This window comes from Rhizobium sp. CG5, assembly GCF_023701945.1.
GTDB lineage: Bacteria > Pseudomonadota > Alphaproteobacteria > Rhizobiales > Rhizobiaceae > Allorhizobium.
The window spans coordinates 188,481-201,889 of the sequence record NZ_JABAEF010000005.1 but is presented as its reverse complement, the minus strand read 5'-3'; the positions used below and the strand labels follow the sequence as shown (position 1 = coordinate 201,889).

The following is a 13,409-nucleotide window of genomic DNA, read 5'->3' as shown; positions in this document are numbered from 1 at the left end:
TTGCCGAAATCAGGCGGCGTTGCGTCCGACCGTCCGGGCGAGCGCCGGCGTATAGCCGACAATCGGCGAGCGGCGATCCTGGCGGGCCGCCGAAAGCGCGGTCTCGGCCTGGCCGATCAGCAACGGCGCCGACGCGGCGTCTTCCGTCATGGCATAGCCCATCATCACGTCGAGATGTCCTGATGTGTTGCTGCCATCGTCGGTAGCGAAAACCAGATTGTCGACCACTGACGCATGCAGCCGTTCGGCGATGCCGCGCGCTGCCTCGAACGAGACGCCGTCGAACAGGAACGAAAACGCATCGATGCCGGTGCGCGCCACGAAATCGTTCTTCTTGATCGACTTGCGGAAAATCGTCGCCAGCCGCTTCAGGATGCGGCCGGTCGCCGCTTCGCCATACTGGTCGACAAGCGATTTGAAGCGATCGATCTCGACGACGATCAGCGCCGTCTCGGCCGGGTCCGTATCGCCGCTGTAAAGGCTGGAGACGCGGTTCGAAAAGGCCAGGCGGTTCGGCAGATGGGTCAGTCGATCCCGCAGGCTTGCCGCCTTGGCGGCCTTGGCCGCCGTCCGCGTGGTCTCCATCTGGGTGAGGCCGGCCTGCAGCGCCTGGCTCAGCGCCGTTTCCGAACGCACGATATCGCCGGCCGCAGCCGCCAGGAAATCGAGATCGTCGATCACCTCGGACAGGTCGCGGTTCTGGTCGTCGCGGGCGGCGCAAATGGTCTTTTCCAAGGCCCGCGCAAAGGCCTGCTTGCGGTCGATGCCGGCCGACAATTGCTGCAGGAGATCGTTCAGCAGATCGGTGGCGTCGCCCTGCAGGCGCTGCTCGGCAGCACCACAATGGCCGACCAGCCGGTGCCTGAGGCCGATCTGGTCCAGCACCACCTGCGCCGGCGGACCGGTCAACGACAGAACGTCGCGGGCAAGCTCGGCATTGTGGCCGTACAGCGCCTCGTAGAACAGCTCGTAATTGCGCGGCAGGCCAGGCACCTGCAGCTTGACCATGGCGGCTGCAACTTTCTGCGGGCTGTCGGCGGCGGTGTTGGGACGGGATTGCGCCGCGGCGGCTGTCTTGCCGGAAATCAATGGGGTCATCGGGGTTCCTGGTCGAGGGTCCGGGCGGACCCTCCAAACAGAGTGTCTCGGGATCATTCGGGTTCGCCCGCACTATATCGCCGAGATCCTTAAGTAATCCTGACATCCGTGAAGTAGCGACGGCGATCTTTGCTGCCGGCAGCAGAGGTTTTACGCCCAGACCTTGCCCTCGGAACGCAGGAAATAGATCATGTCCAACGCCAGGCTCGGCTTGCCGAGCGCCGTCAGGATACCGTGCACCTGGCCGCGATGGTGGGTCTGGTGGTTTGCAATCACGCAAAGCTGGTTGTCATTGACTTAACGATGAATACACGAGAAAATTACTTATTAAGCTCTGAAACGGACATAATGGCATTTTTTGAAGCCGGGGCGGCGCTGTAATCTTGGAACGGATGCAGCATTGAAATAAGTCCGTCTGGGTGTGTTGTATTTAGAATAGCTGCGTGCTGTCATGGGCCAAATTTGCACTAGCTTATCGTTTAAGGGGGACGTGTGGCGGAAAAACCAAAAAAGACTTGCTTTGTAGTCGGTCCAATTGGTGACGATACAAGTGACGACCGTGTTCACGCCGATTGGCTGCTTGATGGCATTATCACACCGGTTTTCGAGGCGCACTATAAGGAATTTGAAGTTCGGCGAGCGGACAGGATTTCAGACCCGGGGCGTATTGATGCGCAAGTCATCACGTCTTTGCTCGATTCCGAATTGGTAATAGCTGATCTGACATCACTGAATCCAAATGCTTTCTACGAGATTGGTATCCGACACACAGCACAAAAGCCGATTATCCATATGCATCTGGAAGGTCAAAGGATACCTTTCGATGTGGCGTCGTTTCGCTCGATCAAATTTAATAGAACCCGGCCTAGTGACCTAGCAACCGCCCAAAAAAACCTAAAGGCCGCAATTGATGCAGCTTTGGCAGCCGACCATGTCGTCGACAATCCGGTAACCTTTGCTAGGGGACGCGTCCAATTCGCAGAGAGTGCTACAGCTACTGAGAAACTGCTCAGTGACGAGATTGATTCCCTTAAGCAAAGAATTGAGATGATCGAGTTTGAATGTAGCCAAGGAGAGGCTGGCGCCGTCGTGCACAGTAATTTGAGGCTTAGTAGCTCAATTCTGCGTGAGAGGGAGCATCGTATTATAAAGCTCGTCAAAACTGTAGGAATGACGAATGACGAGTTTTTCGGTTTTATTAACGAGCACGTTCGGCCCATATTTCCGGAGCCTTTGAAGGAAGCGGGTAACAGTGAAGAGTATGAGTTTGTAGTGCCCGCCAAGAGGCTGGGGCGTCGACGCATCCTGGAACTCGGAGTGCTATGCAAAACTAATGGAGTGATGTTCACAGTTTACGATGTCGATGGAAGGTTCGTGGCAGGGCAGAATTCTGACTTATGGTAGTGCGCGAAACAAAGAGATCGTTTCCTAACGACCCTTTTGGGCGACAACTATCGATATTGTCCCATTTTTGCCGTCTGCCTCCATCGCAGCCACTATATATGAAAGCCTACGGCTTCTGACGGTCGGTGATGTATATAATCTGAGCTAATTTCCCGACAATCGGGAATATAAGGATCGTAATTTGCTCGGAGGCAGGATGGGGGTTCTCTCGTCGGCATCCTGATCGGTTCCATGAATTTTCCTGATTTGATTGTTGGCGCCGGCTGGCGTCCTATAGGTTTAAACGTTCGAGACCTTCGACAGGAGACCATGCCATGACCCTCATCCTTTATTCGCTCTGCGGCGCCGATGCGTCCCGTCCGTTCTCGCCCCATTGCTGGAAGATCGTCATGGCCCTGCATCATAAGGGACTGGCCTTCGAGGAGCGGCCGCTGCCGTTTACGGCCATTCCTTCTGTCGAGCAGGGCGCCAGCAAGACCGTGCCGCTGCTGCGCGACGGCGACCGCCTGGTCTCCGACAGTTTCGACATCGCGCTGTATCTCGATGAAGCCTATTCCGACCGCCCAACACTGTTCGGCGGCGAGGGCGGCGAGGCCATGGCGCGCTTCATCGAGGGCTATTCGCAGACGGTCGTTCATACCGCCGCGACCCGCATCGCGCTGATGGACATCCACGACATGCTGGATGCGCCCGACCAGGCCTATTTTCGCGACAGCCGCGAAAAGCGCCTCGGCAAGCCGCTCGAAGAGGTTGCCGCTGGCCGTGACGCGGAGATCGCCGCATTCCCGGCCAAGCTCGAACCGCTCCGGCATGTGCTGAAGTTCCAGCCCTTCATCGGCGGTGACGGCCCGCTGTTTGCCGACTATATCCTGTTCGGCGCCCTGCAATGGCTGAAGATCACCTCCGGCAGCATCCATCTGCCGCCCGACGATCCGGCCGCCCTGTGGTTCGAGCGCTGCCTCGATCTGCACGGTGCCGAAGCGCGACAGGTGGCGTGAGGCGGGCGTCCGTCCTGCCCTTTGCGAATTCTCATTGGCGGGCGCGGCCAGAGGGATAAGCTTGGATCGGGAGCGGGCAATGGAAGAGCGTATATCCGATGGCACATGACCCTCGAAACACGGAGAAGCAGCGCTGCTGCGCGGTCTGCGGCAAGGCGTTCCCGCGCTCGCAACTGCGCTCGGCAGCCCTGATGCGACCGAATCTCTTCGACCTCGTGCAGGGCGAGGTCGAGGGCTGGTCGGCCGACAGCTTTATCTGCGATGCCGACATGGCGCGCTACCGGCGGCGCTATGTCGAAACCCTGCTGGAAGACGAGCGGGGCGAACTGTCCGAACTCGACCAGCGCGTTCTCGACAGTCTGGAGGCCGGCGGCTCGACGGTTCAGGCGATCGCCAGGCCGGCGGTGGAGGCAAGTCCGACATTCGGCGAGAAGGCAGCCGATACGGTGGCGTCATTTGGCGGCTCCTGGACCTTCATCCTCTCGTTCGGTGTCTTTCTCGCCCTGTGGATCATGACCAATATCTGGCTGTTGCGCGCCGCGGCCTTCGATCCCTATCCCTTCATCCTGCTCAACCTGCTTTTATCCTGTATCGCCGCCCTTCAGGCGCCGGTGATCATGATGAGCCAGCGGCGGCAGGAGCAGAAGGATCGGCAGCGCGCCGAGAATGACTACATGATCAATCTGCGGGCCGAACTGGAGATCCGCAACCTGCACGAAAAGATCGACCACCAGATGGCCCATCAATGGGAACGCCTGGCCGAGTTGCAGCAGATCCAGATCGACCTTCTGGAACGGCGGGAGCGCTGAACCTCGACGAATGGGGGTGCGCAAGCGCGGTGCCATGGTTTGGCGCGGCACTGTGACAGCGCCATGAAACTTCGCCCATCCCCCTTGTTTTCAAGGCTTGGGGCGGTTAGATACCGCCCACTTTCCCATAAGACAAAGGACGATAGACATGGCGATTGAACGCACCTTTTCGATGATCAAGCCGGACGCCACCAAGCGCAACCTGACGGGCGCCATCACCAAGATGTTTGAAGATGCCGGCCTGCGCGTCGTTGCCTCCAAGCGCGTCTGGATGAGCACCCGCCAGGCAGAAGGCTTCTACGCCGTCCACAAGGAACGCCCCTTCTTCGGCGAACTGGTTGAAGGCATGACCTCCGGCCCGACCATCGTCCAGGTCCTGGAAGGCGAGAACGCCATCCTCAAGAACCGCGAAATCATGGGCGCCACCAACCCGGCCAATGCCGACGAAGGCACGATCCGCAAGACCCACGCTTTGTCGATCGGCGAAAATTCGGTCCACGGTTCGGATGCTCCGGAAACCGCTGCCGAGGAAATCAAGTACTGGTTCGCCGACACCGAAATCGTCGGCTGAATCCAGCCCCGAGGCATCCGCCTCATCTGCTTGACGAAACGATCCAAAACCGGGGCCGCAGGGCTCCGGTTTTTTTCATCCGCGGCAGTCCGGTTCGGGCGAAAAATCGGTGCTGCCATCGGCTTTGAAGACCTCCGGGTTCTTGGTGTAGACCGCGCCCAGCACCAGCGGATTGGCCGGCAGGATGCTCTGGTCCTCGCTCGATGTGACGGTTGTCTGCAAGGCCTGGATCAGCTTGCCCTTGGCATCTCTGACGCGGATGTCGACCGTATACGGCCGGCCCTTGACGACGCAATGCAGCGCAGGGCTCTCCAGCACCACGTTGTGTTCCGAGGCAAAGATCTTGTCGCGTGTCACCAGAGGCGCGCCGCCGGCCGGGTTTTCAAAGCGCGTTTCCACCATGCTACCTTCCGGCAAATCGCCCTGGCGCCGGAGCGTCACCAGATAGCTGGCCTTGGCGACACGGTAGTTGAAGACCACCAGCCGGCCCGCCACGGCAAGGGGGGCTTGCCTGTCCTCTCTCTGGCAACCTGCCAGCAGTAGAGCTGCGCAAACCGCCCATACCGCCATCGAAATGCCTGCACCCGACCGCACCGTCATGGATCGGTCTCCTCTCGCTTTCGGTGATAATGCCGGCTGGCTTTGACGCGGTTGCCGCAGACCGCCATGTCGCACCACATCCGGCTCCTGTTCTTGCTGCGGTCGAGAAACAGCCAGCCGCAATTGGCACAGATCTTCATGCGCTCTGGCCCTGGCTCGCCGATCAGCCGGAGGGCCGACAGGGCCGTTGCAGTCTCAAGCGCGGCCGGGCCGCCGCCGTGGCGCAGATTGTCGGCGATCGCCTCCAGAAGGCTTGCCAGATCGTCCTTGGTGTCCTGCGCGAGCGTGCGCTTGCGGAAATAGGCATCGATCGCCTCGCGCAGCTGACGAAACCGAGTGCCATTCTGGGCGTGCAGCGTCGCTACCTGCACCGCCAGGTCCCGCTCCGCGCAAAGCTCCCGAACTGCGGGCACGAAAGCCTCCAGCTTGTCCGGATCGTCAAATCGGTCGCGGCGCTGCTGGGGATCCATGCGCAGGATGATCGTGTTGGCGACATCGAGCGCCAGTACGCCGCCGGAAAAGCGGTGAGGGGTCCAGGTGAAGGTCATGGCGAAATTATAACTGGTAAAATCAATTTTGATAGTTATGAATTTCCGCGGAGATATTTTATGGTCTATCTGCTGCAGCAACTCGCCAATTCCCTGCCGCTGGCCGCGCTCTATGCCGCGCTGGCGTTTGGCTACGCGCTGATTTTCGGCATGACGCGCCGCGCCGACATCACCTATGGCGCGCTGTTTGCCTTTTCCGGACAGATCTATGTGCTGTTTGCCGAATTCGCCTGGAACGACCTCTATCTCGTCCTGCCGGCGGCCCTGGCGCTCGGCGCCGTGGCGGCGGAACTCTATGCGCTGGCGGCCGGCGCCCTGATCGGCCGCCACGTCATGCGCCCGCTCTATCGGCACTCGCCCAATATCGTCGTCGTCGCGTCGCTGGCCGTGCTGATCATCCTGTCGGAAAGCGCCCGGCTGGCCGCCGACAGCCGTGTCCTCTGGCTGCCGCCCTTCCTGAATGCGCCGGTGGTGTTGCTGGAGGATGGCGGGTTTCGGGTGACGCTGACGGTCATCCAGCTGGTCAACACGGCGTTGATGGCAGCGATCGTGATCATCGGCCATGGCATCCTGCGCCACGGCCGGATCGGCCGCCTGTGGCGGGCCGTGTGCGACGATGCAAGAGCCGCCGAGATATGCGGCGTCGACTCCGGCTTTGCCTTTGTCGCCGCCTACCTGACAGCAGCCATGATCGCCGCCGTCTGCGGCATCCTCTCGACCTCCTATTACGGCACTATGGATTTCAGCGCCGGTCTGGTCTTCGGGCTGAAGGTGGTGCTGATCGCCGCCGCCGGCGGCACGTCCTCGCCGACCCGGTCAGCGCTGGGCGCGGCCGTCGTCGGCCTGGCGGAAACCCTGTGGAGCGGTTTCGGACCGACGATGCTGCGCGACCTGGTGATCGTATCGGGCCTGGTGGCGGTCCTCGTCCTCTCCCGCCGCGAGCGGGTCATCCCGTAAAAGGCGAGCCGGATTGAGGAAGTTCTATCGTGTGATTATCCGGCAGGAGAGGGCGTGCCAATGCGGCGGTCGACCTAAAGCAGCCAGACGTAACTTATCGCATCGTGCGGAACACCGTGACAAGACGAACTAAGAACCCGATGGCGAAGAGCCCCCATAGCGCCAAGACCAGATACGATGTGGCGGTCGCGCCAGTACACTCACTCTCATTAAGTTGGCAGCTTTGAGCTACGCCCTGTCGAAGGTATAATATCGCGATCGACAACGAAAGAATGGCGAGTAACAAAGAAACCCCAGCCCACACACCTCGGCGTATTATCAACGCCGATATGAAAATAGCGATACAAGGCGGTATAGTCACATACGCTAAGGAGATCATGTCTCGCCTCGATGGCTTGGGACGGAATGGCGTAACACAGGCGGGTTATTAGATTTGCTCGCAACGTCCTGCTTCTGGCGCAGCGTTCCCTACCGTCAAAATCGAGGTCGCCGTCAGCGCCAGCGGTCGCGCGCCCGGTCATCGGCGTCGCGTGCGGCAACCCAGTCGCCCGTTAATCCGTCCTTGCCGTGTTCCTTCTTCCAGAACGGGGCGGAGGTCTTGAGGAAGTCCATCATCAGATTGGCGCCGTCGAAGGCGGCCTGGCGGTGGCTGGCCGCGGCAATCACCAGAACGATGTTCTGGCCGGGGGCGATCCGGCCGTAGCGATGGATGGCGGTCAGCGCCGAGAGGTGGAAGCGTTCGATCGCCGTCTCGCCGATGCGCCGCATCTCCGCTTCTGCCATACCGGGATAATGCTCAAGCTCCAGCGCCGACAAGCTGCCGCCTTCGTCGCGGCAGAGCCCCACGAAGGAAACGAGGGCTCCGATATCGCTCCGCCCGGCGCTGATGGCCCGGTTTTCCGCCGTCAGGTCGAAATCCTCGGCCTGGACACGGATTAAGGGGGAGGGACGGGGCGCTGCCATGGCGCTAGCCGCCCGTCATCGGCGGAAACAGGCCGATCTCGCGGGCGCCGGTGATCGACTCGTCATGCTCGACATGTTCCTGGTTGATCGCCACCCGGATCGCCTCGGGAAACTGCAGGGCAGATTCGTATTCGTCACCCAGGCCACGCAGGTGTTCAATGAGATCGGCAACGGTTATGACGCTCGCCGGCAGGTCGAGGTCTTCTTCGCCCTTGCCGATCCGTTCGCGCACCCAGGCGAAATAGACGAGCTTGACCATCATTCCGCGTCCACGATGTGTTTTGCACCGGCGCGGAAATAGTCGTAGCCGGTATAGATGGTCAGGATCGCGGCAACCCAGAGCAGGGCAATGCCGAGTTCCGTGGTATAGGGCAGGAACTTGTCACCGGCCGGACCGGCCAGCAGAAAGGCGATGGCCACCATCTGCAGCGTCGTCTTCCATTTGGCGATGCGCGTCACCGGTACGCTGACCTTCAGCGCCGCCAAATATTCGCGCAGCCCAGAGACCAGGATTTCGCGGCACAGGATGGTGATGGCGGCCCACAGCGACCAGCCGGCAATCGTGCCGTCGGCGGCCATCAGCAGCAGCACGGAAGCGACCAGCAGCTTGTCGGCGATCGGATCGAGCATCCGGCCGATATTGGAGGTCTGGTTCCAGATGCGCGCCAGATAGCCGTCGAGAAAATCGGTGAACGAGGCGATGACGAACAGCGTCAGAGCGGTCCAGCGGGCAAAGTCCGAGCTGGCCAGCTGTCCCTCGACGAAGAAGCACAGGACGATGAACGGCACGGCCAGAATGCGGCCATACGTCAGAAGATTGGGAATATTATAGGTCCGCGAAGCCATGGTGTCCTGTCTTTTGCACGATTTCGGTCGTAGATGACGGTTTTCGACCCCGACCGTCAACACCCCTCTGTCTGAATGTTTGACGACAGGTGGCGGCACCGTTCATGATTCTACACCTCAATCCGCGGCTTTTTCATGGAAATGATTGTAGACCAGCCGGGCTACCGTCTCCGAAATGCCGTCGACGGCGGTCAGGTCGTTAAGGCCCGCCCGCGACACCGCCTTGGCGGTGCCGAAATGCTGCAGCAGCGCCCGCTTGCGCGTCGGGCCGATGCCGGCGATCTCGTCGAGCGGATTGCTGATCATTTCCTTCTTGCGCCGCGCCCGGTGCGAGCCGATCGCAAAACGATGCGCCTCGTCGCGCAGGCGCTGCACGAAATAGAGCACGGGATCGCGCGGCGCCAGGGTGAAATCCGGCTTGCCGACTGCAAAGAAGCGCTCGCGGCCGGCGTCGCGGTCGACACCCTTGGCGACGCCGATGGCGATCACGCTGTCGGTAATGCCGAGCTCGTCGAGAATGGCCCGCACCGCCGTCATCTGCCCCTGGCCGCCATCGATCAGGATCACGTCGGGCCAGGCGGGGAAGGATGTGTCGGCCGTTTCATCCGCCGGCGGCTGGCTGCGGTCCGGCTTGCCCTCTTCCTTCAAAAGCCGCGAGAAGCGCCGCGTCATCACCTCGCGCATCATGCCGAAATCGTCGCCCGGCGTGATGTCGGTCGATTTGATGTTGAACTTGCGATACTGGCCTTTGACGAAGCCTTCAGGCCCCGCCACCACCATGCCGCCCACCGCATTGGTGCCCATGATATGGGAGTTGTCGTAGATCTCGATGCGGCGCGGCACATAAGGCAGCGCAAAAGTCTCGGCAAAGCCCTGCAGCAGGCGCGATTGCGAGGCGGTGTCGGCCAGCTTGCGGCCATGCGCCTCGCGGGCATTGGCGGTGACATGGTCGACCACGTCCTTCTTGTCGCCGCGCTGCGGCACCTGCACGCTCACCCGGTAACCGGCCCGCTCCGACAGGGCGGCGGCCAGAAGGTCCTGTTCCTCGATGGTCTCGGACAGCAGCACCTGCCGGGGACAGGGTTTGTCGTCGTAGAACTGCGCCAGGAAGGCGCTGAGCACCTCGGCGCTGGACATCTGCGGATCGGCCTTCGGGAAATAGGCGCGGTTGCCCCAGTTCTGGCCGGTGCGGAAGAAGAACACCTGGATGCAGGTTAGCCCACCCTCGTGATGGATGGCGAAGATATCGGCCTCCTCGATGCTGGCCGGGTTGATGCCCTGGTGGCTCTGCACATGGCTAAGCGCTGCCAGCCGGTCGCGATAGACGGCGGCGCGCTCGAAATCGAGATCCTGCGACGCCTCGTTCATCGCCGCGGCGATCGAGGATTTGACGTTCTGGCTCTTGCCGGACAGGAAGTCCTTGGCCTCGCTGACCAGCTCGGCATAACCGGCCTCGCTGACTTCGCCGGTGCACGGGCCCGAACAGCGCTTGATCTGGTAGAGCAGGCAGGGGCGGGTGCGGGTCTCGAAGACGCTGTCGGTGCAGGTGCGCAGCAGGAAGGCGCGCTGCAGCGAATTGATGGTGCGCCCGACGGCGCTGGCCGAGGCGAAGGGGCCGAAATAATCGCCCTTCTTGCCCCGCGCGCCGCGGTGTTTGTAGATCGCCGGTGCCTTGCTGTCGCCGGTGATCAGAATATAGGGAAAGCTCTTGTCGTCGCGCAAAAGCACGTTGAAGCGCGGCCGCAACCGCTTGATCAGATTGGCTTCAAGCAGCAGCGCCTCAACCTCGGTGCGGGTCGTGACGAATTCCATATTGGCGGTTTCGCGCACCATGCGCACGATGCGGTTCGAATGGCCGCGCCCTTGCGCATAATTGCTGACGCGCTTCTTCAGGCTGCGGGCCTTGCCGACATAGAGCACGTCGCCATCGGCATTGAACATGCGATAGACGCCGGGACTGTTGGGCAATTGCTTGACGAATTCGCCGATCAGCTCGGCGCCGGTCAGGCCGTTCTCGTTGCGATTGCCTTCCGTCCAGTCGACGGCCAGGATCGGCGCCGCCTCGGCAACGCTGTCGATCGCGATGTCGTCGTCGTCTTCACTGCCGTCATAGAGAACGCCGCCGTCTGGCAGCTTTCCTCCCGTCATTCACGAATCTCCGCTGTGCCCGGTATGTGCCATATATGATGCTGGCCGCCGTCGAGCGCAATCATTTGGCCGGTGATCGAAGGCGTGTCAAAAAGAAAGCGGATGGTGCGGCCGAATTCCCCAAGTTCCGGCCCGCGCTTCAACGGCAGGCTGTCGATCTGCGCCTGGAAATCCTCAGGCGCCTGGCGATCGCTGATCAGCGTCGGGCCGGGACCGATGGCATTGACCCTGATGCGCGGCGCAAAACTCTGCGCCATGGTCTGGGTGGCGGTCCACAGCGCTGCCTTTGACAGGGTATAGGAATAGAAGGTCGGCTTCAGCGCCAGCACGCGCTGGTCGATGATGTTGACGATCAGGCCTTCCCGGTCGGCCGGCACCTGCGCTGCAAAAGCGGCTGCCAGGATGGACGGCGCCCGCAGATGCAGGTCGAAATGGGCGGCAAACACCTCAGCGTCGAATCGCTCGGCGCTGTCCTCCTGAAACACCGAGGCATTGTTGACCAGAAGGCCGATCGGCCCAAGTTCGGCTGCTGCTGCCTCGATCAGCCCTGCGGTTTCGTCAATCTGCCGCAGATCGGCTTTGACCGCGACAGCCCGCCCGCCACGCCGCCGCAGATCGGCGGCAAGTGCCTCGGCCTCGGCGGTCGACTGGTTGGCATGAACGGCCACGGCAAATCCGTGCGCTGCGAGGTCCTCAGCGATGGCTCGCCCAAGTCTTCGTGCGGCTCCGGTGATAAGGGCTGTCTTTTCAATCTTGTTCTGCAAGGGTTTTCCGTCCGGCGATGGATTTGCGATGCTGCGCATATAGAGCACGTTTCTTATTATAGAAGATCGGTCCGCGTATCGTATGGCAGAGAACCAGTCTACGTATGCAGATTGTCTGCAATATTATTCCAAATATAGTTCAGTAACGTCCTGTTTACAATTTGTTATGGTTAATGAATACCCTGTTGCGAATAAGCAACGTCCCACTTTTGCCGTGCGTGTGCCTTAAAGATTTCACATTTCGGCTCTTTCAATTCCTCAATTGGATATCATTTTAACTATCGGAACGGGCAGGGACATCCGTCTGTATGTCCGAGCCGCGATAGATAGACAATCTTACGCTGGCTCGGAAACGAACAAGGAGATAAAGTATGCGTACTCTCGTTATGATTCTGATGGCCTCGTCTGCAGGTCTTTCTTTCGTCACCGCAGCTGGTGCTGCTGATGCCATCGACCAGATCCCGGAAGCTCCGGCGGCAACCGAAACCTATGCCGCTCCGGTTGGTGGCTGGGCTGGTGCCTATGTCGGTGGTGCAGCCACCTACGACAACGGTCGCTTCCGCGGCGACAGCTACAATGCCAATGCCGTCGGCGGTCAGCTGTATGGCGGTTACAACATGCAGAGCGGCAAGATCGTCTACGGTGCTGAAGCCGACATCGGTTACACCGGCCAGGACGGCCGCGCTGCTCGCGGCGTCACCGGCAAGGAAGGCGTCAACGGTTCTATCCGCGGCCGCGTCGGCTACGACCTGAACCCCTTCATGGTCTATGGTACGGCTGGTGTTGCCGCTGCCAACCACGAGCTGTCCAGCAGCGCTGGCTCGGATGACAAGACGGCTCTGGGCTACACGGTCGGCGCCGGTGTCGAAGCTCTCGTCACCGACAACATCACCGCGCGTGTGGAATATCGCTACAGCGATTACCAGAAGAAGGACTTCGACGTCGGCGGCACCAACTATTCGCGTGGTTTCGACAATCACAGCGTCAAGGTCGGTATGGGCGTCAAGTTCTGATCAGCCTCTGATCGAACCAAAAGGAAAGCCGGGCAATGCCCGGCTTTTTTTGCGTTTTGGAGGGGCTGCAAACGGTCAACCCTGCGGTTTCAGTTCCGCAAAGGCCTCGAACTTTTTGGCGAATCTGTGCGGCCAGGCGGTGAGTTCGGTGCGGCCATCCTCCCACTCGCCCGGAAAGCGCAGCATCAGATAACCGATCATCGCCGCCAGGGCAAAATGTCCGCCGTTGAGCTTTTTGCCTGTTTTCGGCATATGGGCGTTGAGATGATCGAGGCCGCGGATCACCTTGCTCCATTGCCGGTCGATATAGGGCTGGTGGACCTTTTCCGGCGGATGGAAGCGCTTCTCGTAGACGATGGCGACCAGGCAATCGGTAATGCCGTCGCACAGCGCTTCGAACACCTCGGCCTCGGTGCGCTTGGCGTCCTTTGTCGGATACAGCGTCTTGCCGGACACGCGGTTCAGATAGTGCATGATGGCGCGGCTGTCGAAGATCGCCTGTCCCTCGTTGGTGACCACGGTCGGGATCTTGCCGAGCGGATTGGTTTCAATCAGTTCCGTCGGGTCGTCCATGGCAGCAACCTTGATCTCCTCGATATCGACGCCGAGATAGCGGGCCGCCATGCGGACCTTGGAGGAGTAGGGGGAGGCCGGCGAATAGAGCAGTTTCATGATGGATCCTGTGGGGAA

The 13,409-nt window shown here is 60.6% G+C and carries 15 protein-coding genes and 1 pseudogene; 6 read left to right on the top strand and 10 right to left on the bottom strand.

What is annotated here, in order from left to right:
- Window positions 1–9 precede the first annotated feature (9 nt).
- A complete protein-coding gene (locus HGO38_RS10740) occupies window positions 10–1,098 on the bottom strand; it encodes a GGDEF domain-containing protein (protein ID WP_250955872.1) in 1,089 nt (362 codons plus the stop codon).
- A 150-nt stretch (window positions 1,099–1,248) separates the two neighbouring features.
- Window positions 1,249–1,380, bottom strand: a pseudogene (locus HGO38_RS10735) (DinB family protein); the annotation flags it as partial.
- Between the two features lie 210 nt (window positions 1,381–1,590).
- On the opposite strand from HGO38_RS10735, the gene HGO38_RS10730 reads away from it, so the two are divergent.
- From HGO38_RS10730 to ndk, 4 genes are all read left to right on the top strand, one after another.
- On the top strand, window positions 1,591–2,502 hold the full coding sequence (locus HGO38_RS10730; RefSeq protein WP_250955871.1) for a hypothetical protein: 912 nt from the start codon (window positions 1,591–1,593) through the stop codon (window positions 2,500–2,502).
- A gap of 314 nt (window positions 2,503–2,816) precedes the next feature.
- Window positions 2,817–3,500, top strand: coding sequence for a glutathione S-transferase family protein (locus HGO38_RS10725; protein WP_250955870.1), 684 nt, complete (start codon window positions 2,817–2,819; stop codon window positions 3,498–3,500).
- A gap of 98 nt (window positions 3,501–3,598) precedes the next feature.
- The gene (locus tag HGO38_RS10720) at window positions 3,599–4,309 is read left to right on the top strand and encodes a DUF1003 domain-containing protein (protein WP_250955869.1); all 711 of its coding nucleotides are present in this window, start codon (window positions 3,599–3,601) and stop codon (window positions 4,307–4,309) included.
- A 148-nt stretch (window positions 4,310–4,457) separates the two neighbouring features.
- Window positions 4,458–4,880: a nucleoside-diphosphate kinase gene (ndk, locus tag HGO38_RS10715; protein WP_250955868.1), complete on the top strand. Its 423-nt coding sequence runs from the start codon at window positions 4,458–4,460 to the stop codon at window positions 4,878–4,880.
- A 75-nt stretch (window positions 4,881–4,955) separates the two neighbouring features.
- On the opposite strand, the gene HGO38_RS10710 is transcribed toward ndk, so the two are convergent.
- Window positions 4,956–5,480: a hypothetical protein gene (locus tag HGO38_RS10710; RefSeq protein WP_250955867.1), complete on the bottom strand. Its 525-nt coding sequence runs from the start codon at window positions 5,478–5,480 to the stop codon at window positions 4,956–4,958.
- Complete coding sequence (locus tag HGO38_RS10705; RefSeq protein WP_250955866.1) at window positions 5,477–6,028, bottom strand: CGNR zinc finger domain-containing protein; 552 nt, start codon at window positions 6,026–6,028, stop codon at window positions 5,477–5,479. Before HGO38_RS10705 ends, HGO38_RS10710 begins: the two co-directional genes overlap by 4 nt.
- A gap of 60 nt (window positions 6,029–6,088) precedes the next feature.
- Between HGO38_RS10705 and HGO38_RS10700 the strand changes: the two genes are divergently transcribed.
- Window positions 6,089–6,985 (top strand): branched-chain amino acid ABC transporter permease, encoded by an 897-nt coding sequence (locus tag HGO38_RS10700; protein ID WP_250955865.1) that lies wholly within the window; start codon window positions 6,089–6,091, stop codon window positions 6,983–6,985.
- 492 nt (window positions 6,986–7,477) lie between these two features.
- Here the strand turns inward: HGO38_RS10700 and HGO38_RS10695 are convergent, their stop codons facing one another.
- The 5 genes from HGO38_RS10695 to HGO38_RS10675 form a co-directional block, all read right to left on the bottom strand.
- Window positions 7,478–7,948 (bottom strand): molybdenum cofactor biosynthesis protein MoaE, encoded by a 471-nt coding sequence (locus HGO38_RS10695; protein WP_250955864.1) that lies wholly within the window; start codon window positions 7,946–7,948, stop codon window positions 7,478–7,480.
- Window positions 7,949–7,952: 4 nt separating this feature from the next.
- Window positions 7,953–8,207 (bottom strand): molybdopterin converting factor subunit 1, encoded by a 255-nt coding sequence (moaD, locus tag HGO38_RS10690; RefSeq protein WP_250956003.1) that lies wholly within the window; start codon window positions 8,205–8,207, stop codon window positions 7,953–7,955.
- Window positions 8,207–8,794 (bottom strand): CDP-diacylglycerol--glycerol-3-phosphate 3-phosphatidyltransferase, encoded by a 588-nt coding sequence (gene pgsA / locus HGO38_RS10685; RefSeq protein WP_250955863.1) that lies wholly within the window; start codon window positions 8,792–8,794, stop codon window positions 8,207–8,209. Before pgsA ends, moaD begins: the two co-directional genes overlap by 1 nt.
- A gap of 117 nt (window positions 8,795–8,911) precedes the next feature.
- Window positions 8,912–10,942 (bottom strand): excinuclease ABC subunit UvrC, encoded by a 2,031-nt coding sequence (gene uvrC / locus HGO38_RS10680; protein WP_250955862.1) that lies wholly within the window; start codon window positions 10,940–10,942, stop codon window positions 8,912–8,914.
- The gene (locus HGO38_RS10675; RefSeq protein ID WP_502941537.1) at window positions 10,939–11,745 is read right to left on the bottom strand and encodes an SDR family oxidoreductase; all 807 of its coding nucleotides are present in this window, start codon (window positions 11,743–11,745) and stop codon (window positions 10,939–10,941) included. Before HGO38_RS10675 ends, uvrC begins: the two co-directional genes overlap by 4 nt.
- Window positions 11,746–12,077: 332 nt before the next feature.
- Here HGO38_RS10675 and HGO38_RS10670 point away from each other — a divergent pair, with 332 nt between their 5' ends.
- Window positions 12,078–12,719 (top strand): outer membrane protein, encoded by a 642-nt coding sequence (locus tag HGO38_RS10670; RefSeq protein WP_250955860.1) that lies wholly within the window; start codon window positions 12,078–12,080, stop codon window positions 12,717–12,719.
- A gap of 75 nt (window positions 12,720–12,794) precedes the next feature.
- Here HGO38_RS10670 and HGO38_RS10665 read toward each other — a convergent pair whose 3' ends face one another.
- Entirely contained in the window at window positions 12,795–13,391 is a 597-nt protein-coding gene (locus HGO38_RS10665; protein ID WP_250955859.1) for a glutathione S-transferase, read from the bottom strand.
- Between the last annotated feature and the right edge of the window lie 18 nt (window positions 13,392–13,409).

Coding starts and splice junctions, on each gene's coding strand:
- HGO38_RS10740 (WP_250955872.1), bottom strand. CDS start 1,098: ATGACCCCATTGATTTCCGGCAAGACAGCCGCCGCGGCGCAATCCCGT.
- pgsA (WP_250955863.1), bottom strand. CDS start 8,794: ATGGCTTCGCGGACCTATAATATTCCCAATCTTCTGACGTATGGCCGC.
- HGO38_RS10720 (WP_250955869.1), top strand. CDS start 3,599: ATGGCACATGACCCTCGAAACACGGAGAAGCAGCGCTGCTGCGCGGTC.
- ndk (WP_250955868.1), top strand. CDS start 4,458: ATGGCGATTGAACGCACCTTTTCGATGATCAAGCCGGACGCCACCAAG.
- HGO38_RS10700 (WP_250955865.1), top strand. CDS start 6,089: ATGGTCTATCTGCTGCAGCAACTCGCCAATTCCCTGCCGCTGGCCGCG.
- HGO38_RS10710 (WP_250955867.1), bottom strand. CDS start 5,480: ATGACGGTGCGGTCGGGTGCAGGCATTTCGATGGCGGTATGGGCGGTT.
- moaD (WP_250956003.1), bottom strand. CDS start 8,207: ATGGTCAAGCTCGTCTATTTCGCCTGGGTGCGCGAACGGATCGGCAAG.
- HGO38_RS10705 (WP_250955866.1), bottom strand. CDS start 6,028: ATGACCTTCACCTGGACCCCTCACCGCTTTTCCGGCGGCGTACTGGCG.
- HGO38_RS10665 (WP_250955859.1), bottom strand. CDS start 13,391: ATGAAACTGCTCTATTCGCCGGCCTCCCCCTACTCCTCCAAGGTCCGC.
- uvrC (WP_250955862.1), bottom strand. CDS start 10,942: ATGACGGGAGGAAAGCTGCCAGACGGCGGCGTTCTCTATGACGGCAGT.
- HGO38_RS10675 (WP_502941537.1), bottom strand. CDS start 11,745: ATGCGCAGCATCGCAAATCCATCGCCGGACGGAAAACCCTTGCAGAAC.
- HGO38_RS10725 (WP_250955870.1), top strand. CDS start 2,817: ATGACCCTCATCCTTTATTCGCTCTGCGGCGCCGATGCGTCCCGTCCG.
- HGO38_RS10695 (WP_250955864.1), bottom strand. CDS start 7,948: ATGGCAGCGCCCCGTCCCTCCCCCTTAATCCGTGTCCAGGCCGAGGAT.
- HGO38_RS10670 (WP_250955860.1), top strand. CDS start 12,078: ATGCGTACTCTCGTTATGATTCTGATGGCCTCGTCTGCAGGTCTTTCT.